The following is a 20,869-nucleotide window of genomic DNA, read 5'->3' as shown; positions in this document are numbered from 1 at the left end:
TCCCCGCAGCGCCTGCGGGTAAATGCCATCGCAGCGCAATCCCCACGTCATATCGGCCCGGCATCAATGCCGGGCCCAGTCGTGGCAAGGGTCGCGGCGGACAGACTGCGCGCGGAAACTGTCACATTTACGCAATCTTTACCTTCTAGCCTGCGCGCATCTTCCCACCTGCCTGCAAGGCTCCTCTCCATGAAACTGCATCACCAACTCCTGACGGTGGCCGTGGCCGCTGCGCTCTATGTGCCGGCTGCCCACGCTGAAGTCGCCATCGACGTGATCGGCGGTTCGGAAATCACCTTCGAAGGCCTGGTCCAGGCCGACGGCAACTGGTTCCACAACGACGTCGTGGACCTCAATGGTGGCGATGCCGGCAACGGCAAGGACAGCGAGTTCGAGCTGCGCCGCGCCGAGCTGGTGCTCAAGGGCAAGGGCCCGGGCAACGTGGAGTGGGTGCTCGGCTACGACGCCAAGGCGGACAAGTTCCTCGACACCAACGTGAAGTACAAGCTGCTGGGCAATGCCAACCATTTCATCCAGGTCGGCCAGTTCAAGCAGCCCAACAGTCTGGAAGAGCTGTCCAGCACCAAGAACAACGACTTCATCTCCAAGGCCGCGGTCACCAACACCTACGCGATCGCCCGCCGCCTGGGTGGCGCCTACAGCTACGGCCAGGACAACTGGTCGGTCACCGCCAGCGCCTTCGGCCGCGAGCTGACCCGCAACCTGGCCCATGGCAGCGGCTACGGTGCGCGTGGCACCTGGGCTCCGATCAACGAGAAGGGCCAGGTCCTGCACTTCGGCCTGAGCTACGTGGACTACGACGCCGACGCCGACACCCTGCGCGTGCGCGCACGTCCGAACGCCGACCTGGCCACCGCCCGCCTGATCGACAGCGGCAACCTGACCGACACCGACCGCGTCAGCACCGTCGGCGCCGAAGCCATGTACTTCCAGGGCCCGTTCAAGGCCCAGGCCGAGTACTACACCAGCAAGGCCAAGCGCTACGACCACGACAACTACACCAGCGACGGCTACTACATCAGCGGCCTGTGGAATGTCACCGGCGAGACCTGGAGCTACAAGGGTGGCACGCCCGGCACCGGCCTGCCGAACAACCCGGCCAGCGGCCAGTGGCAGCTTGGCGTGCGCTACGACCACATGGACCTCAACGACGGCAACCTGGCCGCGAACCCGGTCGCCGGTCGCCCGCCGATCGTCGATGGCGTGCTCGGCGGCAAGATGGATGTGTGGACCGTCGGCGCCAACTGGTACTGGCGCTCGAACTTCAAGCTGATGCTGAACTACGTGAAGGTCGACAGCAAGAAGTACAGCTCCAGCGCCCGCGGCTTCGTCAATGACGATCCGAACATCCTGGAAGCCCGCGCGCAGTTCTTCTGGTAAGAGCCCGCGTCATCGCATCACGCACCGGCAAGGGCACGACTGCGGTCGTGCCCTTGCCACGTGCGGTGACGCCTGTAACGCAGCGCGATCCCCTCATCCGATGTCACACCGGCGTCATATGACAGACCTTTCCGTGTCACGGAATGGTTATGGAATGTGCACCGATACGTTGGGCAACCGCCCTTCGACCACCCCAGGAGTCTCTCCCGTGATCCACGCCTTCAAGTCGCGCGCCGCTGTCGCCATCCTGGCCGCGTCGTCCGTGTTCGCCGCCAATGCTGCCGATGTCACCGGCGCGGGCGCCTCCTTCATCTACCCCGTGATGTCCAAGTGGTCGGCGGACTACAGCACCGCCACCGGCAAGAAGGTCAACTACCAGTCGATCGGTTCCGGCGGCGGCATTGCCCAGATCAAGGCAGCGACCGTCGATTTTGGTTCCTCCGACGCGCCGCTGAAGCCGGAAGAACTGGCTGCGGCCGGCCTGGCCCAGTTCCCGTCGGTGATCGGCGGCGTGGTGCCGGTGATCAACGTCGCCGGCGTCGCACCGGGTGCGCTGAAGCTCGATGGCCCGACCCTGGCCAACATCTTCCTGGGCAAGATCACCACCTGGAACGATCCGGCCATCACTGCACTGAACCCGGGCCTGACCCTGCCCAGCGGCAAGATCACCATCGTGCACCGCTCCGACGGTTCGGGCACCACCTTCAACTTCGTCAACTACCTGTCCAAGGTCAGCCCGGAGTGGAAGAGCAAGGTCGGTGAAGGCACCTCGGTGCAGTGGCCGGCGGGCATCGGTGGCAAGGGCAACGAAGGCGTGGCCGCCTACGTCAAGCAGATCAAGGGTGGCATCGGCTACGTCGAGCTGTCCTATGCGCTGCAGAACAAGATGTCGTACGCGGCAATGAAGAACGCCGCGGGCAAGATCGTGCAGCCGTCGGACGCCTCGTTCTCGGCCGCCGCTGCCAGCGCCGACTGGGCCAATGCCCGTGACTTCTACCTGGTGATGACCAATGCCCCGGGTGCCGATGCGTGGCCGATCACCGCCACCAACTTCATCCTGGTCCGCAAGCAGCCGAAGAACGTCGCCGGTGCCAAGGCCACGCAGGAGTTCTTCCGCTGGATCTACAGGAACGGCGACCAGCAGGCCAAGCAGCTCGATTACGTGCCGCTGCCGGACGCCCTGGTCCGCCAGATCGAGACCTACTGGACCCAGAACCTGAAGTACTGAGCAAGACCTCCCCCGCAGGAGCGGGGCCGGCGGGTCCTCTCTCCCCCGCCGGCCCCACCGGGCGCGAGATCCTCGGGATCTCGCGCTCTTCTCGTTTGTGGGGTCCGGCCTGCCGTCGCAGCGGGGCGTGGGGCACGATCCTGCACCGGCCCGGGGCAACCCTGCCGGTGCGCAGATCGGGCGGCCGCGGCGGTCTCCGGGGATGTCCGCAGTGGGCGACGACCCTGTGAAACCCTTGTCGAAACGTGATCCAGGACACCTCTGTCATGGACGTCATACGGCTGTAACAAAAACATCATTTCATAGCCGCATCCGCCGACGCCGTCGGCTCTTCCCCGCTATGGAGTCACCATGAAACTGCACTCGGCCGGCCTCGCCGCCCTTTCCCTGGCCATCGCCCTGGGCCTGTCGGCCTGCGGTGGCGACAAGCAGGCCGCGCAGCAGCCGGCCGCCGACGGTGCCGCTGCCCCGGCTGCCGCCGGTGCGAAGGTGACCGCCGAAGTCTCCGGCGCCGGCGCGTCCTTCATCTTCCCGCTGGTGTCGAAGTGGTCGGCCGACTACAACGCCAGCACCGGCGCCAAGATCAACTACCAGTCCATCGGTTCCGGCGGCGGCATCGCCCAGATCAAGGCCGGCACGGTCGACTTCGGCTCGTCCGACAAGCCGCTGAGCAGCGAGGAGCTGGCGCAGGCCGGCCTGGCCCAGTTCCCGTCGGCCATCGGCGGCGTGGTGCCGGTCGTCAACATCGAAGGCCTGGAAGCCGGCAAGCTGCGCCTGAGCGGTGCCCTGCTGGCCGACATCTTCCTCGGCAAGGTCAAGACCTGGAACGACCCGGCGATCGTCGCTGCCAACCCTGGCGTGACCCTGCCGGACGGCAAGATCACCATCGTCCACCGTTCGGACGGTTCGGGCACCACCTTCAACTTCTCCAACTACCTGTCCAAGGTCAGCCCGGAGTGGAAGAGCAAGGTCGGCGAAGGCACCTCGGTGCAGTGGCCGGACGGTGTGGGCGGCAAGGGCAACGAAGGCGTCGCCTCGTACGTCAAGCAGATCAAGGGCTCGATCGGCTACGTCGAACTGGCCTACGCGCTGCAGAACGCCATGCCGTACACCTCGCTGCAGAATGCCGCCGGCACCTGGGTGCAGCCGAACGCGGAGACCTTCGCCGCTGCGGCCGCCAGCGCCGACTGGGCCAGCGCCAAGGACTTCAATCTGGTCATCACCAATGCTCCGGGTGAGCAGGCGTGGCCGATCACCGCCACCAACTTCATGCTGATGCAGAAGCAGCCGAAGGATGCCAAGCGCAACCAGGACACCCTGGCCTTCTTCAAGTGGGCCTTCGAGAACGGCCAGGCCCAGGCCAACGAGCTGCACTATGTGCCGCTGCCGGCCGAACTGGTCACGCAGATCGAGGCCTACTGGGCGACCGAACTGAAGTGATGGACCCGACGGTGCCCGCCGCGTGCGGGCACCGTGTCTTCCACGCCGTGCCGCCCCGCCCCTTCCTGGCCCTGCCGTCCCCATGAATGCCATCGCCCAGCCTGTAGCCGCCCCGTCCACGCGTGACGCGCGTGATGCCCGCAACGACAAACTGTTCCGATGGGTGCTGGTCGGCACCGTCATCTTCGTCCTGATCGCCCTGGCCTGCGCGGCTCTGTCGATGCTGTGGGGCGGCCGTCATGCCCTGCAGATGCAGGGCCTGAGCTTCTTCTTCTCTTCCGACTGGAATCCGGTCGAAAACAAGTTCGGTGCGCTCGCTCCGATCTACGGCACCCTGGTCACCGCGCTGATCGCGATGGTCATCGCCGTGCCGGTCAGCTTCGGCATCGCCTTCTTTCTGACCGAAGTGGCGCCACGCTGGCTGCGGGGGCCGGTCGGCACCGCCATCGAACTGCTGGCAGGCATTCCCTCCATCATCTACGGCATGTGGGGCCTGTTCGTGCTGGTACCGGTGATGACCGAGTACGTCACCCCGTTCCTCAACGAAACGCTGGGCGAATGGCCGGTCATCGGCCCGATATTCCAGGGCCCACCGCTGGGCATCGGCATGCTGACCGCCGGCTTCGTGCTGGCCATCATGGTCATCCCGTTCATCTCTTCGGTCATGCGCGAGGTGTTCCTGACCGTACCGACCCGCCTGAAGGAATCGGCCTATGCGCTGGGGTCGACCAAGTGGGAAGTGAGCTGGGACATCGTGCTGCCCTATACCCGTTCGGCGGTGATCGGCGGCGTCTTCCTCGGCCTTGGCCGCGCACTGGGCGAGACCATGGCCGTGGCCTTCGTGATCGGCAACAGCGTGCGCCTGTCGCCGTCGCTGCTGGAGCCGGGCACCACCATCGCCGCCCTGATCGCCAACGACTTCGGCGAGGCCACTGAAACCTACCGCTCGGCGCTGCTGCTGCTTGGCTTCGTCCTGTTCATCGTCACCTTCGTGGTGCTCGCCATCGCCCGCCTGATGCTGATGCGCCTGGCCCGCAAGGAGGGCAACTGATGTCCACCACCGCTGACTCGCTGTACCTGCGCCGTCGCATCGGCAATGTCGTCGCCATCGCGCTGTCCTGCGCCACCGCGCTGTTCGGCCTGTTCTTCCTGGGCTGGATCCTGTTCACCCTGGCCGCGAAGGGCCTGGCCGGCATCAACCTGGACCTGTTCACCAAGATGACACCGCCGCCCATGCAGGAAGGCGGCCTGGCCAACGCCTTCTTCGGCAGCGCGGTGATGTGTGCGCTGGCGATCGGCATCGGCACCCCGCTGGGTGTCCTGGCCGGCACCTGGCTGGCCGAGTACGGCAATGCCCGCAAGGCTGGCACCGTGGTCCGCTTCGTCAACGACATCCTGCTGTCGGCCCCGTCGATCGTGCTGGGCCTGTTCGTGTACACCCTGTACGTGATGCAGACCGGCGGCCAGTTCTCCGCCTTCGCCGGCGCGCTGTCGCTGGCCTTCATCGTGCTGCCGGTGGTGGTGCGTACCACCGACGAAATGCTGCGCCTGGTGCCCTCGCAGATGCGCGAAGCGGCGCTGTCGCTGGGCATCCCGCAATGGAAGGTGATCGTGCAGGTGCTCTACCGCAGCGCCTCGGCCGGCATCATCACCGGCATCCTGCTGGCGCTGGCCCGCATCTCCGGTGAGACCGCACCGCTGCTGTTCACTGCCTTCGGCAACCAGTACTGGAACAGCAACGTGTTCCAGCCGATGGCCTCGGTGCCGGTGGTGATGAACCAGTTCGCCGGCAGCCCGTACGAATCCTGGCAGGTGCTGGCCTGGGCCGGTGCCCTGGTGCTGACCGTCTTCGTGTTGCTGGTCAGCCTCGCCGCCCGCGGCCTCCTGCTGCGCAACCGCATCTCCCATGACTGACCTTTCCGTGGAAACCACCATGAACGATCTTTCCAATGCCGTGCCGATGCAGCGCATCGCCGTGCCGGCCTCGCACGAGAACCTGCATACCCCGGCTCCGGTCAAGCTCGCTGCGCGTGGCCTGGACTTCTACTACGACAAGTTCCACGCTCTCAAGGGCATCAACCTGGAGATCCCGGAAAAGCGCGTCACCGCGCTGATCGGCCCCTCCGGTTGCGGCAAGTCGACCCTGCTGCGCATCTTCAACCGCATCTACGCGCTGTACCCGAAGCTGGAAGCACGCGGCGAAGTGCTGCTGGACGGCGAGAACATCCTGTCGCCGAAGTTCCCGATGAACCGGCTGCGCAGCAAAGTAGGCATGGTGTTCCAGAAGCCGGTGCCGTTCCCGATGACGATCTTCGAGAACGTGGCCTACGGCATCCGCCACCACGAGAAGCTGTCCAAGGGTGAGATGAGCGACCGCGTCGAGCAGGCACTGCGTCAGGGCGCGCTGTGGGACGAGGTGAAGGACAAGCTCAACCAGAGCGCGCTGGGTCTTTCCGGTGGCCAGCAGCAGCGCCTGTGCATCGCCCGCGCCGTCGCCCTGCGCCCCGACGTGCTGCTGCTGGACGAACCCACTTCGGCACTGGACCCGATCTCCACCAGCCGCATCGAGCAGCTGGTGGAAGAGCTCAAGAACGATTACACCATCGTCATCGTCACCCACAACATGCAGCAGGCCGCCCGCGTATCGGACTACACCGCCTTCATGTACCTGGGCGACCTGATCGAACATGACCGCACCGAAGTGATCTTCTCGCAGCCGTCCAAGCAGCAGACCGAGGACTACATCACCGGTCGCTTCGGCTGACCGGACCGCGGCTTCTTCACAGACAACGCCAGTCGGGCATGGCCCGGCTCTACATGACGGAACAACCATGAATCTTCCCAACGACCACATCGTCAAGAGCTACGACGAAGAGCAGCAGCGCCTGGTGGCCGAAATCGTGCGCATGGGCGAGATGGCCGTCGCCCAGCTCGAAGCATCGATGGACGTGATCGAGAAGCGCGATGAGAACGCCGCCCATCGCATCATCGCCAACGATGAGGCGATCGATGCACTGGAGCAGCAGATCAGCCACGACGTGATGCGCCTTGCGCTGCGCGGCCCGATGGCGCGCGACCTGCGCGAAATCCTTGCGGGCCTGCGCATCCCCGCCGACATCGAGCGGATCGGCGACTACGCGGCCAACGTTGCCAAGCGTTCGATCGCACTGGGCAAGGTGCCGCCGCTGCCGCAGATCCAGGGCCTGCGCGCCCTGGGCCGGCTGGCCGCACAGCAGGTGCGCCGCGCCATCGCGGCCTACCGCGACAATGATGCCGAGGCGGCGCTGGCCCTGCGCGAGGATGACGCGCGCCTGGATGCGCAGTACACCGCGCTGTTCCGCGAACTGCTGACCTACATGATGGAAGATCCGCGCAACATCACGCCGTGCACCCACCTGCTGTTCATGGCCAAGAATCTGGAACGCGTGGGCGACCACGCCACCAACATCGCCGAGAACGTCTGGTTCCTCGTGCATGGAGAGCAGCCGCTGCCGCCGCGCGAGAAGCGCGACGAAACCTCCAGCACCGGTCAGCCCTGACGCTGCACTGCAACACCGGAGTCGACTCCAGAGTGGCCGCTGTCCGCGCGACAGCGGCCTTTCTTTTTGGGCCTTCCAGCATTTCCAAAGGCGCCGCGCCTGCCTGGCAAGGCCCCGCCCCCTGACTGCGCGGAAAATCTCACGAAAATTTGAGTTCTCTGCGAGGATTCGTTGAGTAGGATCGGCGCACGATCGCTTCCACCGGCACCCCTGCCGGCCACCCGGGCACCCGCCCACACCACCCAGGAGCACAACCGATGAGCAGTACCAACAAGACCCTGTCCCTGCTGACCGCTACCGCCCTTGTCGCCGGCCTGGGCATGACGGCCAGCGCTTCGGCTCTGAGCATGAGCGATCTGGCGCAGGGCTATCTGGTGGCCGGCCAGGCCGCCAAGGCCACCGATGCCAAGGCTGCCGACGCGCGTACCGGCGACGCCGCCAAGCATGCCGAAGGCAAGTGCGGCGCCGATGGCAAGAGCGCCGAAGGCAAGTGTGGTGGCGACAAGGGCAAGGCCGCCGCCGGCAACGATGCAAAGGCCAAGAGCACCGGCGACAAGAAGGCGGCCGAAGGCAAGTGCGGCGAAGGCAAGTGCGGTGGCAAGCACTGACGTCCGCGCCAGCGCTGTCCACCGGCGGTCGCCGCTTCCCGCGGCGGCCGCCGGGTTGGGCCTGCGCCGCGCGCTGCTGCAGGCGCTGCGCGAGGCACCGGCCGGCGACTTCGACTTCCTCGAATGTGCGCCGGAAAACTGGATCCACGTAGGCGGACCGGCAGGCGATGCACTGGCCGAACTGGCGGCGCGGCATCCGCTGAGCTGCCACGGCCTGTCGCTGTCGCTGGGCGGCAGTGCACCGCTGGACACGCAGCTGCTGGCACAGGTTGGCCGGTTCCTGGACGAGCACCGCGTGCCGCTCTACAGCGAGCACCTGAGCTACTGCAGCGACGACGGCCATCTGTACGACCTGCTGCCGATTCCGTTCACCGATGAAGCCGTGCGCCATACCGCCACGCGCATTGCCCGTGTGCAGGACCTGCTCGGCCGGCGCATCGCGGTGGAGAACGTGTCCTACTACCTGGCACCGGAACCGTCCATGGACGAACTGTCCTTCACCAACGCGGTGCTTGCCGAAGCGGACTGCGACCTGCTGCTGGACGTCAACAACGTCTACGTCAACGCCTGCAACCATGGCTACGACGCCGACACGTTCATCGCCGGCCTGCCGGCACAGCGCATCGTCTGCCTGCACGTGGCCGGGCACCTGGATGAAGCGCCGGACCTGAAGATCGACACCCATGGCAGCGCCGTGATCGATCCGGTCTGGGAGCTGCTTGCACGTACCTATGCGCGCATCGGCCCCCGCCCCACCCTGCTCGAACGCGACTTCAACTTCCCCCCATACGCCGAGCTCCAGAGCGAGCTGCAGACCATCCGCCGCCTGCAGGCCGACCCAGCCGGAGGCAGCACGCATGGCTGAAGCGCCGGAACGGCTGCGTGCGCAGCAGCACGCGTTCACCGCCCATCTGCGCGACCCGGACACCGTGGCCGCGCCGGCCGGCATGGAGCCGCAACGCGTAGCGGTGTACCAGCGCCTGCTGTTCAACAACCTGCTGGGTCTGTTGAGCAACGGGTTCCCGGTCTGCGTGCGCCTGCTCGGTGAACCGGGCTGGAGTGCCCTGGTGCGCAGCTACTTCGCGACGCATCGCTGCCGCAGTCCGCTGTTCACCGAACTGGCTGCCGAGTTCGTGCAGTGGCTGCAGGCACAGCCGCAGCTTCCGCATCCGGCGCTGGCCGAGCTGGCCCACTACGAGTGGGTGGAAACGGCGTTGTACCAGTTGCAGGCCGAGCCGCTGCCGGTGGCCGGCGCGATCGATCCGCGGGTGGTCGCCCTGCAGCGTTCGCCGCTGGCCTGGCCCTTGCTGTATCAATGGCCGGTCCACCGGCTTGGCGCGGACGATGCGCCGCGCACGGCTCCGGCCGAGCCGACCGGCCTGCTGGTCCGGCGCGATGCTGACGGTGAGGTGCGTTTCGCCAGCCTCAGCCCACTGGCGGTGCATCTGCTGGCCCGCATCGGCGAGCAGCCCGGCGCCGATGGCAACACCTACCTGCGGCAGCTGGCACTGGCACACGGGCTGGAGGAGCACGCGTTGGACGAGGCCGGTGCCGCCCTGCTGCAACAGTTCCTGCAAGCCGGCGTGATCGGCCCGATCACGCCGCCGCCCTGACGCCCCACTCCCGGAGATTCCCGATGAACTACCCGATCCTGGCCACCGCGCGTGGCCAGCTGGACCGTCTCGCCCCCTGGTTGGCCCCGCTGGGCCTGCGCGCACTGCTGGCCTGGGAGTACTTCGAATCCGGCCTCGAGAAACTGCACGGCCAGAACTGGTTCGCTGACCTGCAGCAGGCCTTTCCGTTTCCATTCGACCACTTGCCGGCCGCGCTGAACTGGCAACTGGCCACCTGGTTCGAACTGCTGGGTGCCGCCTGCCTGCTCGTCGGTTTCGGCACCCGCTTTGCCGCTGCCAGCCTGCTGGTGCTGACCGTGGTGGCGACCCATGCGGTGCACTGGCCGATGGAATGGCACTCGCTGGGCGACCTCGCCATGGGGTATGCAATCAGCGACCAAGGCTTCGGCAACTTCAAACTGCCCGTGCTGTTCATGGCGATGCTGCTGCCGTTGCTGTTCGCTGGCGCCGGCAGGCTGAGCGTCGATGCACTGCTGGCCCGGCATGGCGCTGGCGGGGGCACCTGGGCGGGAGCCGGTCCGCGATGCCGCTGATTGGCGCGCCGCCCGCAACGCCCCATCCGGCTGCGCGCACCGGGCGCTCAGGAACGCTCTGCTAGAATCCACGCATGACCGACCCCACCCCCGCACCTGACGTCGCCCCCGTTTCCGCAGTACCGCAGGCGCAGCGTGCGATGTCACAACGCTTCCGTGGCTTCCTGCCGGTGGTGGTGGACGTGGAGACCGGCGGCTTCGACGCCCAGCGCAACGCGCTGCTGGAGATCGCGGCGGTGCCGATCGAGATGGACGAGAACGGCCTGCTCTTCCCCGGGCAGACCGCCAGCGCGCATGTCGTGCCGGCCGAAGGGCTGGAAATCGATCCGAAGTCGCTGGAAGTCACCGGCATCATCCTGGATCACCCGTTCCGGCTGGCCAAGGAAGAGCGCGCCGCGCTGGACCATATCTTCACCCCGGTTCGCGCCGCAATGAAGAAGTACGGCTGTCAGCGCGCAATCCTGGTCGGCCACAACGCGCATTTCGACCTCGGTTTCGTCAATGCCGCCGTCGCCCGGACCGGGCACAAGCGCAATCCGTTCCACCCCTTCAGCGTATTCGACACGGTGACGCTGGCCGGCATCGCATACGGGCAGACGGTGCTGGCACGTGCTGCCAATGCGGCGGGACTGGGCTGGGATGCCAACGAAGCGCATAGCGCGGTGTACGACACCGAGCAGACGGCACGGCTGTTCTGCACGATCGCCAACGCCTGGCCGCGGTAACCGTCAGCGCCCCTCTCGCCGCGCAGGCGTGGGTGCCGACCGTGGGCCGGCACCGCCGGCGCGTCAACCGATGCTCGTGCGATCCCGCCCGTCGCTCTTGGCACGGTAGAGCGCGCGGTCGGCGCGCTGGTACAGCAGGGCCGGGGTGCGGTCTTCGGCCTCCAGTTCGACCAGTCCCGCACTGAAGGTCACCCTCAGCCCATCCACGCCCGCCCAGTCCGGGTGGTCATGGAACAGCCCCCGCAACCGCGCGCACAGCTGCGCGGCTTCCTCCAGCCGGGTGTCGTTGAGCAGCAGCGCGAATTCTTCGCCGCCCGTGCGCGCAGGCAGGTCCGAGTCACGACAGGCCGTGGCGATCACCCGCGCCACCTCGACCAGTACCGCATCACCGGTACTGTGGCTGTAGCGATCGTTGACAGCCTTGAAGTGATCGATATCCAGCACCACCAGGCATAGCGGGTGGCCGCTGCGCTGCGATCGTGCGAAGTCACGCGCCAGGGTTTCATCAAAGCCGCGGCGGTTGGCCAATCCGGTCAGCGCATCCTCCCGCGCCTGGCGCTCGAACGCTTCGGCCTGCCGTGCGAGGCGTTCGGCCAGCTCGGTCTTCTCCTGGTTCACCGCCTGCAGATGGACGGTCTGGGCCTGCAGGTCGAAGGTGGCCTCGTCCACGCGGCGAGCCAGACGCAGGTTGCTGGCCTTCAGCTGCTGCAGCAGGAAGCGGTACAGCGCCACCAGCCCGGCCAGCAGCAGGATGCCGCCCAGCGCCTGCACGCTGCGCCGTTGCCACCAGAACGGCTCCACGCTGAAGCTCCATACGGCTTCCTGCTGGCCCCAGGCGCCACTCGGGTGCGCGGCGGCCACGTGCAGCGTGTAATCGCCCGGTGGCAGGCCAACGAACTCCACGCTGCGCTGTGGACCGCGCTCGACCCAGCCGCTGTCCAGTCCATCCAGGCGCGTGCGGTAGCGGATCCGGTCCGACATCAGGTAGCTCAGGCCGACATAGCTCACCGCGAGGCGACGACCACCGGGAATCAGATTGCGTTCGGCGCCCTCCCAGTGCACCGGCGCGCCGTCCACCTGCACGTTCTCGATCGCCGCTGGCGGTGCCCGCCGTTCGCGGAAGCGCTGCAGGCGCTGCGGATCGACCGTACTCAGGCCCCCTGCGGTGACCACCCAGAAGGTGCCATCCTGGCGCAGGATCGCCGAGGGGCCGGAGCTGCCGTTGGCCTGTGCATTGGCCATGCCGTCGATCTCGTTGTAGCGCTCCACGCTCACCCGCGGCGTGCGGCCGTCGGCCACGGCATTGAGAGTCGCCATGTCGGTGCGCAGCACGCCACGGTTGCTGCTGATCCATACGTTGCCCAGCCGGTCGGGCACCAGCTGGAACACCGCGTCGACCGGCATGCCCTGCTCCAGGCCGACGCGGGCCAGCCGCCCGCCCTGCCAGCGGTACAGGCCACGATCACTGCTGATCCACATCGCGTCACCCAGCTGGTGGAAGCCGAACACACTGCGTCCGCCCCCCAGCGGCGCCAGATCGATCGCCTGCACACGGTTGCCGCGCAGCACGCGGATGCCCTCGATCGTGCCGATCCACAGGTTGCCCTGGTGATCGTGTTCCAGCGCTGTGATCAGCCCGGTCGGCATGCCCGCCACCGGCGACACCTGCACCCGGTCGCCCTCGATGCGCACCACTCCCTTCTGCGTTCCGGCCCAGACCGCCCCGCTCGAATCCACGCTGATCGCGCGGATGTTGCCACCCGGCATGCCATCGTCGGCGGCGTAGTTGTGGCGCAGGCGGCCGTCCCGGGACAGGCGGTAGACGCCGTCACCGAAGGTTCCCACCCAGAGATCGCCGTCCGGCCCCTGCGCCAGGCTCAGCACCGACGGCGCCTTGCCACCGCGGTTGTGCAGCGGCATGGCCTGGAAACGGCCATCGCCATTGTGTCGATCCAGGCCACTGGCACTGCCCACCCACAGCTGGCGGTCACGATCTTCCAGCACGGTGCGCACGTAATCGCCGCTGAGCCCATCGCGCTCGGTGTAGCTGCTGAACAGGGTCTCGCGCAGGCGGTAGAGGCCGCCGTTGGCCCCCACCCAGATGCTGCCCTCGTCATCCTCGCGCAGGCTCACCACGCGCCCGCCCGGCAGGCTCAGGCCCGCAGGCAGCCGCTCCAGTCCATGCGAGGAAATCCGCAGCAGCCCCTGGTTCTCGGTGCCCAGCCAGAGATCACCGTGGCGGTCCTGCAGCATCGAGGTCAGGTGCAGCTGGCCCGGCAGCCGGTGCACCAGCACCAGCCGGTCATCCTCGACCCGGTACAGGCGCTCGCCCGCCACGATCCACAGCGCACCGTCCGGCGCCCGGTACGGCCAGGACAGGCCACTGCCCGCGCCCAGCCCCCAGGCGGCGGGCGCGCGCTTCAGCACGCCATCGTTGTCACGCAGTACCAGGCCATCGAGCGTGCCGACCCAGACCCGATCCTGCGCATCCACCACCAGTTTGGTGAAGCTCATCGCCATCGGCAGATCGGCAGCCGGCGCCTGATAGACAAGGCCTTTGTCCGGCGCGAGATAACCCAGGCCCTTGCCTTCGTAGAGCAGCCACAGGCGCCCCTGGCTGTCCATCTGCATCGACTGGATCAGTACCTGCGGGGTATCCGGCTGGTGCTCCCACACACGCCACTGGCCATCACTGCCACGTCGGCTGACATTGCCGCGCGAGTCGCTGATCCACAGCCCGCCCTGACGGTCGACGAACAACGCGCCGATGCCGTTGTCGCGCAGCCCGGGCCGCGTGCTGCGGTCGTACACGGTGAAATCCAGGCCGTTGTAGCGCACCAGGCCTTCCCAGGTGGCAAACCAGAGATGGCCTTCCGGCGTCTGCGCGATGTCGCGCAGCGAGTTGTGCGGCAGGCCGTTGCGCGAGGTCCACACATCGATGGCGTAGTCGCGCAGCGGCGGTGCACCGCTCTGTGCATGCAACGGCAATGCAGCAGCCAGCAGCAGCCACAGAAGGCTGTGTCGCAGCACCGCCCTCCAGTCCCACGCGTGACGCTCCACCCAGCGCCCGTCGTCCCCCTGCCCGCCCATCACCGCAGCAGTGGCGGCCGGGTACTGCGGCCAGGCGGGGCGGCAGGTGGAAATGCCCAGGCAGCGCGGGGCGGCGTGCCGACGGGAACAGGCTGGCTCATCGGGGGGCGTCTGGGGAGATGCGCGAATGATAGGGCAAACGCCAGCCCGCCGCGCCTGCCCAGCCGTGCCCCCCCCTCCCCCGGGCAGCAACGGCGGGCTTTCTGGCTCACCCGTGCAGGCGGTACGGATTTCTGGCGGAAGGGCGTGGTCCGGCACACCTTCCCGAGCCCAGGCGGTGACCACAGGCAGGACCAGAAGACCCCTCGCCTGGCGCCTCTGCGGAGGGACAGCTACGTCCTGTCGCCAGCACGACGCCTGTAATGGGCCACCAGATCCGGCGGGTAGTACTCGTGGTCGCGGAAGCTCGCATCGTCGATGTCGAACAGCATCACGACCAGCGCGGCCTCGAAGGCCCAGTAGCCCATGTAGCCGCTGTCGTCGTCACGATGATTCCCGTGCCAGTACACGTTGCGGCTGCCTGCATACCAGCCGTCCAGGAACTTCTTTACGAGCCCGGGCCGGTCCGAGGGTGAGGCGATTGCTTCCATGAGCGGAAGGTACTGGCGATACAGCACCTGCCTCCCCAGAACTCTTTCATCTTCAACCAGCAGTATCGCGATTTCGTCAAAGAGTCGATCCTTTCCCGCATTCCCAATCAGCGTGAGGGCCCTCGCAAGGTAGGTCGAGCCCATACCGGCGCTGACCGCGATCGCCAGCCACCAGAGGTGATCGACGTAGTGATCTTCACGAAGATCCTCGAACTGTGCGCGATAGTTCTGGTCCTCCAAAGGCAATTGATCGCACTGATGCAGAAGCTGCCCACGCGAAACAAGCAGCTGGTTCAGGTCATCATGAAGCGAAACAATAGCGTCGCCCCTTGAGAATCGCATGACCAACCGACGAAGGATGCGACCGGACACATCCGACGCGCCGAGAACACATCCCCTGGGAGGATAGGCTCGAGTCGCGATTGAATGATCAATACGCGCCACCTCCACGGAGTCATAATCGATCCAATCCGTGAAGTACGGCTCCAGCATCCGGGTGTCACGCTGCGCACTCATGCGCCATCGTCCCACGGGCCGATCAAAGAAACGGTGTCGCCGATTTTTTCATCACCAATGTATGTCAGGCGGCGGATCCGGGTAGCTGTAGGCCCCATCGATGCCATTCTCTCCCGGACGATACACGCCATCGGTCTTTCCCACTGGCGTCAGGCCCTTGCCCAGCATCGCCTGATGCGCCATCGCCTCGCCGAACGCGGCGCCTGCGGCGCGCGTGCGCCGCCCTCGCCATCCATGTGGCCGCTGAGCACTCGGTATCGGGTAGGGGCGCCGTAGTGGCGATGCAGCACCACCTCACCTCCGGCGACCGCGTCGCGGGCGACGAAGCCGCTGGCTGATCGCATCGCCGCCGCGCTCGATTCGTCCCCGCACCCGGTGCGAGCATCTGAGCCGCCTGACCATCAGATACCTGCGCCAGCACGACGCCTGTAATAAGCCACCAGATCGGCCGGGTAGTACTCGTGGTCGCGGAAGCTCGAATCGTCGATATCGAACAGCATCACGACCAGCGCGGCCTCAAAGGCCCAGTAGCCCATGTAGCCGCTGTCGTCGTCACGGTGATTCCCGTGCCAATAGAGGTTGCGGCTGCCCGCATACCAGCCATCCAGGAACTTCTTTACGAGCCCCGGTCGGTCCTGGATCGATGCGACGGCCTTTGCTAGCGGAAGGTACTGGCGATACAGCACGTGATTGGCAGCGGGTCGGCCTGTGTCTCCCAATGCAATCGCAACTCTGTCGAAAAGCTCGTCTTCCCCGGCGTGCTTCATCAAGCCAAGTGCACTTCGCACATAAGAGCCCTCCATACCCGCGGCAACCGAGAATGCCAACCACCAGAGGTACTTTGTGTACCTGTCCGGCCGAAGATCCTCCCACACTGCACGAATCATCTGATCCTGTGCGCCCAAGGCATCGGCGCACAGATCAACGCGCCGCCTTGCAAGCAGCAATTCTTCCAGCCCCCCCAGTACTTCAACCAGATCGTCGCCACGCGAGTAGCGCATGACCATTATCTGAAGGAGCAGGGAAAACACGGAACTCGATGCATTGGCGCGTCCGACGTCGGTGTACCTGTGTGAATCAATACGATCAACGACCTCTGCAACCTCATCCAGCCGGAACTCGATGATTCCAGAGAAATATGCCTTGGATTTCCTGCTATCGCGCATCATCGGTCCAGTTCAACTGGCGTCAGGCCCTTGTCCAGCATCGCCTGATGCGCCCTCGCCTCACCGAACGCGGCACCTGCGGCGCGCGTGCGCGGCCCTCGCCATCCATGTGGCCGCTGGGCACTCGGTATCGGGTAGGGTCGCCGTAGCGGCGATGCAGCACTACCTCACCTCCGGCGACCGCGTCGCGGGCGACGAAGCCGCTGGCTGATCGCATCGCCGCCGCGTTCGATTCGTCCCCGCACGCGGTGCAAACATCTGAGCCGCCTGACCATCAGGTTCATGCGCCCGATTGACGCCTGTAATAGGCCACCAGATCGGCCGGATAGTACTCGTGGTCGCGGAAGCTCGAATCGTCGATGTCGAACAGCATCACGACCAGCGCGGCCTCGAAGGCCCAGTAGCCCATGTAGCCGCTGTCGTCGTCATGGTGGTTCCCGTGCCAGTACACGTTGCGGCTGCCTGCATACCAGCCGTCCAGGAACTTCTTTACGAGCCCGGGCCGGTCCGAGGGTGAGGCGATTGCTTCCATGAGCGGGAGGTAGTGCCGATACAGTAATTGATCGGGGATGGAACTTTTTGCTCCGCCCGACGCAACGGCAACGCTGTCGAGAAGTTTGTCCTTCCCCGTATTGTCTATCAATACCCACATTTCATGCAGATAGTCGCGCGAAGCTCCAACTGCAACCGTGAATGCCAACCACCAAAGGTACTGGACGTATCTATCCAGTCGCAGATCCTCCCACAGAGATCGGATTGCTTGGCCTTCCAAAGGAAGTCCGTCTGCGCATCGCCTGATCCTGACTCTAGCGGCGAGAACCTCGTCCAGATCCGCAGACAGGCCACCGATGTCATCACCCCTCGAGTAACGCATCACCATCACTTGAAGCTGCTTGGTAAAAATGCTGCCTGAGCACTTGAGCGCCCCCTCAGGAGGATAGCGCCCTTCTCGAATACCAGACACGAAGCCAAGAATGGATCGCGACTGAAAAGCTATTTTTTCCGAGAAGTAGTCATATGACTTCTTGGTATCCCGCAACATCGTAAGCCACCGATTAGATTGATGTTGGACCGACAACGCGTCCGTTGACGTCAAGTTCGTAGAAGTCTGCCGTGCCATCCTCCGAAGTGCGGATCAATACGCTCTTGACCCTCCCACGCGCCGTCGAATCTCTGATTCTGTCCCCTTCCACTTCACCCACTTTTGCATCCAAGCGTTTATCGATCCATTCACTATCCATCTGCCGCGTACCGTCCCTGTACGGTCCACCCAACCGGCCCGTGTTGTACTTCGCTTCGGTGATCACATAGTCGGGCGGCGGATCCGGGTGGCTGTAGACCCCATCGATGCCATTCTCTCCCGGACGATACACGCCATCGGTCTTTCCCACTGGCGTCAGGCCCTTGTCCAGCATCGCTTGATGCGCCCTCGCCTCACCGAACGCGGCACCTGCGGCGCGCGTGCGCGGCAGCCGGGTTTCCACCACCCCATCGGCGTCCGGCGCCCGGCTTTCCGTGTGCCGACGCTTGCGCAAGCGCAATGCCCGCGCCAATGCGGTGAACGCCTCGCCCAGCTCGTCCAGCAGCGCTGCCAGACGCTGCCCCAACCGCCCGATCCGGGCCGCCCAGGTTGCGCCGCCATAGGCCGTTCCCGCCGTGCCTGCGCTGAACGCGCCCAGCAGCACGCTGATCACGACATCGAGCGCAAACTGGCTGCCGTAGCGCTGGGTCAGCTCCTGCAGCTCGTCTGGCGGCACCGCCTTCGCCCAGTCCGCGGGGAACGCCGCCAACAGCTGCCAGGTCGGGCCGTCGTCGAACAGCAGGATCAGCTGCTCCTTGATCGCACTGGCCTTGTCCAGCACCTGCTCGCCTGCTGCACGATGCCCCGCGATGCGTGCATCCAGCCCGTCCCAGTCGCCCGTCAGCAGCAGTCCGCTCAGTTCGCGCAGTTCCGCATCGGCCTTGAAGCGCAGCACCGCCAGCTGCCACACCGCTTCCACGCTGCCGCTGGCCCAGTCCCATGTGCCTCTGGCCTGGCCTTCGATGCGATTCAGTTCCATCAGGAAGGCCTGATGCGCAGCGCTGGCCCTGTTCCATTGCCGCCAGTCCGTAGCAAAATCCTGCCGGGTCTGCTGCACGATGCGCTGCAGGGCCGCGCGAAGGCGTTCGCGGCAGGCCTCGATCTCAGCCGAGTCGGTGCTGTCGGCCTCGTGCTGGTAGATCACCTGCACCGGCCCCACGCTTACCTGCGGCAGGCGTGCACGACCTTCGTCATCGAGATGGCCGCTGAGCACGCGGCCATCGGACAGGGTCGCCCGGTAACTGACACCGCGCGCGGGCGTGCAGTCCAGGTCGCCGTAGTGGCAATGCAGCACGACCTCGCGCGTAGCGACCGCATCGCGGGCAACGAAACCGCTGGGCGGCGGCGTGGCGTTCCACAGGCCCACTGCTGCCGGCGCGGCAGGCGCCGCGGAGACCGACGCACCGCCTCCGCCTCCGCCTCCGCCGTCAACCACATACACCAGCGACTGAGCACCTCCGAGCAACCTGCAGCCACAGGCCAGCGAATCGCCTTCGCGCGCGATCGGCTTGCCGTCGAGGATCAGCGTCGGGTCACCGGTGACGATCTCGAACGCGCCGCCATGCTTCGGGCACGTTGCCTTGTCGCCCACGCAGGCGACGGCCTTGCCTTCGATATCCGTATTCGACGATCTGGTCAGCACCCGCCCGCCGCCCGTGGTGGCGTCGCCCACCACGATCCACATCCGTGCCATCTGCCATCCGCAAGGAACTTCGATGGCTTCAGGTGACCGGCCGCACGCAGCGCAGGCAATTCAACGCTGACGCAATTGCCTCGACTGCCTGTAAAACGCCTTGCAGCGCAGGCAATTACCGTGGGTGACGCATTCGCCCTATCGTGCTGCAGGCAGGGCTATCGCGTCAGTTTTGCGTGGGGCCTGCCGGAACGCAGCTCCCACCGCGTCTGCTCAGCCTGCCCGACCCGGCGCCACCACCTGTGCACTGGCCGGCCATTGCACCACGGCTTCCAGTCCGCCCTCGGCACGGTTGCGCAGCCACAGCCGCGCGCCGTCCTTCTCGGCCAGAGCGCGCGCAATGGTCAGGCCCAGCCCGGCCCCACCGGTTTCGCGCGAACGCGAGGTCTCCACCCGCACGAACGGGTCGAATACGGCTTCCAACTGGTCGTCGGCCAGGCCGGGGCCATCATCGGCCACCACCACGGTGATGCTGCCGCCGCCCCGCTCGATGCGCACCCGCACGCGCTGGCCGTACATCACCGCGTTGTCCACCAGGTTCGAGAACAGGCGGTGCATCGCCAGTGGCCGCAGCATCAGCACCGCATCACTCCTGCCCTCGAAGACGACATCGGCACCACCTTCTGCGGTGTCCTCGACGATGCTCTCCAGCAGCGAATCCAGGTCCAGTGCAGCGCGCTGCTCGGCGCTCTCGGCACTTCGGGCCAGTTCCAGGCCTTCGCGGACCAGTGCCTGCATCGCAGCCAGATCGCCGATCAGGCGCTCGCGCAGTGCCTCATCGGTCACGTTCTCCAGCCGCAGGCGCAGGCGGGTCAGCGGTGTCTGCAGATCGTGGGTGATCGCCGCCAGCATCTGCGTACGCTCGGCCAGGTGTCGCTGCAGGCGGTGCTGCATGGCATTGAAGGCCTCGGCGGCGCGCTGTACTTCACGCGGGCCGCGCAGCGGCAGCGGATCGCGCTGCAGGTCGTCGCCAAGATCCTCGGCGGCGGCGGCCAGCTCCTGCAGCGGTGCGCTGGCCATGCGGGCCACGATGTAGGCCAGTACCGCGATGGCCAGCACAAGCAGGGTCAGGAACAGCGGGTCCACGGCCAGGATGCCGTTGTGGGCCACCGCCGGGGAATCCAGTGCCAGCTTCAGCAACGTACCGTCGTTGAGGGTGACGTCCACCGCGCGGCATTTGGGCGGGATGAACGCCGGATCGCGCTCGCGAGGATGCTTGCGGTAGCCGGGCGGCGGCGGTGGCAGCAGTTCCTGCAGCCTGGGAATGCAGGAGCGGAACGAAGTGAAGTGCACCTGCGCCCGCGCGACCGGGCCCGGGCGGTCCTCCAGCACTTCCATCAGCGCAGCATCGGCACGTCCCACGCGCGCACCGGACTGCAGCGCGCGCACGCTCGGCCCGCCCACTTCCAGCAGGCGCTCGCGCAGCTCGGGATTGCCGTCGAGCAGATTGACGTAGCCCTGCAGGCGATCGGCGATGCGGTTGAGGTTCTGCCGCTCGAACTCCTGCTGCCGCTTGGAGGTGGCCAGCATGGTCGCGCCGATCGCCGCCACCGACATGCCCAGCAGCAGGATCACGAACAGCCGCCCGACCATCGAGGACAGAAAGTGGCGCAGGCGATTCATCG

At 66.2% G+C, this 20,869-nt stretch carries 18 protein-coding genes; 12 read left to right on the top strand and 6 right to left on the bottom strand.

The features are described 5' to 3' along the window. Positions 1-189 precede the first annotated feature (189 nt). The 12 genes from ACX9OW_RS01315 (at position 190) to rnt (ending at position 11,108) form a co-directional block, all read left to right on the top strand. Positions 190-1,401: an OprO/OprP family phosphate-selective porin gene (locus tag ACX9OW_RS01315; RefSeq protein ID WP_053518208.1), complete on the top strand. Its 1,212-nt coding sequence runs from the start codon at positions 190-192 to the stop codon at positions 1,399-1,401. 208 nt (positions 1,402-1,609) lie between these two features. Continuing rightward, positions 1,610-2,629: a phosphate ABC transporter substrate-binding protein PstS gene (pstS, locus tag ACX9OW_RS01310; RefSeq protein WP_277381551.1), complete on the top strand. Its 1,020-nt coding sequence runs from the start codon at positions 1,610-1,612 to the stop codon at positions 2,627-2,629. A 351-nt stretch (positions 2,630-2,980) separates the two neighbouring features. Further along, complete coding sequence (pstS, locus tag ACX9OW_RS01305; RefSeq protein ID WP_065174721.1) at positions 2,981-4,069, top strand: phosphate ABC transporter substrate-binding protein PstS; 1,089 nt, start codon at positions 2,981-2,983, stop codon at positions 4,067-4,069. 82 nt (positions 4,070-4,151) lie between these two features. Next, on the top strand, positions 4,152-5,120 hold the full coding sequence (gene pstC / locus ACX9OW_RS01300; protein ID WP_053518204.1) for a phosphate ABC transporter permease subunit PstC: 969 nt from the start codon (positions 4,152-4,154) through the stop codon (positions 5,118-5,120). Further along, a complete protein-coding gene (gene pstA / locus ACX9OW_RS01295; protein WP_053518203.1) occupies positions 5,120-5,983 on the top strand; it encodes a phosphate ABC transporter permease PstA in 864 nt (287 codons plus the stop codon). Before pstC ends, pstA begins: the two co-directional genes overlap by 1 nt. Positions 5,984-6,002: 19 nt before the next feature. Next, a complete protein-coding gene (pstB, locus tag ACX9OW_RS01290; RefSeq protein ID WP_053518202.1) occupies positions 6,003-6,833 on the top strand; it encodes a phosphate ABC transporter ATP-binding protein PstB in 831 nt (276 codons plus the stop codon). 67 nt (positions 6,834-6,900) lie between these two features. Further along, positions 6,901-7,608 carry a phosphate signaling complex protein PhoU gene (gene phoU / locus ACX9OW_RS01285; RefSeq protein ID WP_053518201.1) on the top strand — a complete coding sequence of 236 codons (708 nt, stop codon included), beginning with the start codon at positions 6,901-6,903 and terminating at the stop codon, positions 7,606-7,608. Between the two features lie 257 nt (positions 7,609-7,865). Further along, positions 7,866-8,216 (top strand): HvfA family oxazolone/thioamide-modified RiPP metallophore, encoded by a 351-nt coding sequence (locus tag ACX9OW_RS01280; protein WP_277381550.1) that lies wholly within the window; start codon positions 7,866-7,868, stop codon positions 8,214-8,216. Continuing rightward, complete coding sequence (locus ACX9OW_RS01275) at positions 8,203-9,081, top strand: HvfB family MNIO-type RiPP peptide maturase (protein ID WP_111185743.1); 879 nt, start codon at positions 8,203-8,205, stop codon at positions 9,079-9,081. The genes ACX9OW_RS01280 and ACX9OW_RS01275 overlap by 14 nt, the downstream gene beginning before the upstream one ends. Continuing rightward, positions 9,074-9,829, top strand: a complete 756-nt coding sequence (locus ACX9OW_RS01270) for an HvfC family RiPP maturation protein (RefSeq protein WP_277381549.1) — start codon at positions 9,074-9,076, stop codon at positions 9,827-9,829. Before ACX9OW_RS01275 ends, ACX9OW_RS01270 begins: the two co-directional genes overlap by 8 nt. A gap of 23 nt (positions 9,830-9,852) precedes the next feature. Further along, complete coding sequence (locus ACX9OW_RS01265) at positions 9,853-10,383, top strand: HvfX family Cu-binding RiPP maturation protein (protein ID WP_065181198.1); 531 nt, start codon at positions 9,853-9,855, stop codon at positions 10,381-10,383. Between the two features lie 140 nt (positions 10,384-10,523). Then, on the top strand, positions 10,524-11,108 hold the full coding sequence (gene rnt / locus ACX9OW_RS01260) for a ribonuclease T (protein WP_053518226.1): 585 nt from the start codon (positions 10,524-10,526) through the stop codon (positions 11,106-11,108). 63 nt (positions 11,109-11,171) lie between these two features. Here the strand turns inward: rnt and ACX9OW_RS01255 are convergent, their stop codons facing one another. The 6 genes from ACX9OW_RS01255 to ACX9OW_RS01230 form a co-directional block, all read right to left on the bottom strand. After that, a complete protein-coding gene (locus tag ACX9OW_RS01255; protein ID WP_459061791.1) occupies positions 11,172-14,198 on the bottom strand; it encodes a two-component regulator propeller domain-containing protein in 3,027 nt (1,008 codons plus the stop codon). A gap of 332 nt (positions 14,199-14,530) precedes the next feature. Next, positions 14,531-15,304, bottom strand: coding sequence for a PoNe immunity protein domain-containing protein (locus ACX9OW_RS01250; RefSeq protein WP_459061790.1), 774 nt, complete (start codon positions 15,302-15,304; stop codon positions 14,531-14,533). Between the two features lie 401 nt (positions 15,305-15,705). Beyond that, positions 15,706-16,473 (bottom strand): PoNe immunity protein domain-containing protein, encoded by a 768-nt coding sequence (locus tag ACX9OW_RS01245; protein ID WP_128987823.1) that lies wholly within the window; start codon positions 16,471-16,473, stop codon positions 15,706-15,708. A gap of 277 nt (positions 16,474-16,750) precedes the next feature. Beyond that, the gene (locus tag ACX9OW_RS01240) at positions 16,751-17,512 is read right to left on the bottom strand and encodes a PoNe immunity protein domain-containing protein (protein WP_459061789.1); all 762 of its coding nucleotides are present in this window, start codon (positions 17,510-17,512) and stop codon (positions 16,751-16,753) included. A gap of 13 nt (positions 17,513-17,525) precedes the next feature. Then, positions 17,526-19,244, bottom strand: coding sequence for a PAAR domain-containing protein (locus ACX9OW_RS01235; RefSeq protein ID WP_459061788.1), 1,719 nt, complete (start codon positions 19,242-19,244; stop codon positions 17,526-17,528). A gap of 213 nt (positions 19,245-19,457) precedes the next feature. Next, entirely contained in the window at positions 19,458-20,867 is a 1,410-nt protein-coding gene (locus ACX9OW_RS01230; protein WP_053518188.1) for an ATP-binding protein, read from the bottom strand. Positions 20,868-20,869: the final 2 nt, after the last annotated feature.

The organism is Stenotrophomonas genospecies 5, from assembly GCF_054473825.1.
The sequence above is the reverse complement of the archived record's forward strand: the minus strand, read 5'-3'. Positions and strand labels throughout refer to the sequence as shown.

Bases quoted from the DNA above. Each gene is read 5' to 3' on its own strand.
- ACX9OW_RS01315 (WP_053518208.1), top strand. From the start codon at position 190: ATGAAACTGCATCACCAACTCCTGACGGTGGCCGTGGCCGCTGCGCTC.
- pstS (WP_065174721.1), top strand. From the start codon at position 2,981: ATGAAACTGCACTCGGCCGGCCTCGCCGCCCTTTCCCTGGCCATCGCC.
- pstC (WP_053518204.1), top strand. From the start codon at position 4,152: ATGAATGCCATCGCCCAGCCTGTAGCCGCCCCGTCCACGCGTGACGCG.
- pstA (WP_053518203.1), top strand. From the start codon at position 5,120: ATGTCCACCACCGCTGACTCGCTGTACCTGCGCCGTCGCATCGGCAAT.
- pstB (WP_053518202.1), top strand. From the start codon at position 6,003: ATGAACGATCTTTCCAATGCCGTGCCGATGCAGCGCATCGCCGTGCCG.
- phoU (WP_053518201.1), top strand. From the start codon at position 6,901: ATGAATCTTCCCAACGACCACATCGTCAAGAGCTACGACGAAGAGCAG.
- ACX9OW_RS01280 (WP_277381550.1), top strand. From the start codon at position 7,866: ATGAGCAGTACCAACAAGACCCTGTCCCTGCTGACCGCTACCGCCCTT.
- ACX9OW_RS01270 (WP_277381549.1), top strand. From the start codon at position 9,074: ATGGCTGAAGCGCCGGAACGGCTGCGTGCGCAGCAGCACGCGTTCACC.
- ACX9OW_RS01265 (WP_065181198.1), top strand. From the start codon at position 9,853: ATGAACTACCCGATCCTGGCCACCGCGCGTGGCCAGCTGGACCGTCTC.
- rnt (WP_053518226.1), top strand. From the start codon at position 10,524: ATGTCACAACGCTTCCGTGGCTTCCTGCCGGTGGTGGTGGACGTGGAG.
- ACX9OW_RS01255 (WP_459061791.1), bottom strand. From the start codon at position 14,198: ATGGGCGGGCAGGGGGACGACGGGCGCTGGGTGGAGCGTCACGCGTGG.
- ACX9OW_RS01250 (WP_459061790.1), bottom strand. From the start codon at position 15,304: ATGAGTGCGCAGCGTGACACCCGGATGCTGGAGCCGTACTTCACGGAT.
- ACX9OW_RS01245 (WP_128987823.1), bottom strand. From the start codon at position 16,473: ATGATGCGCGATAGCAGGAAATCCAAGGCATATTTCTCTGGAATCATC.
- ACX9OW_RS01240 (WP_459061789.1), bottom strand. From the start codon at position 17,512: ATGTTGCGGGATACCAAGAAGTCATATGACTACTTCTCGGAAAAAATA.
- ACX9OW_RS01235 (WP_459061788.1), bottom strand. From the start codon at position 19,244: ATGGCACGGATGTGGATCGTGGTGGGCGACGCCACCACGGGCGGCGGG.
- ACX9OW_RS01230 (WP_053518188.1), bottom strand. From the start codon at position 20,867: ATGAATCGCCTGCGCCACTTTCTGTCCTCGATGGTCGGGCGGCTGTTC.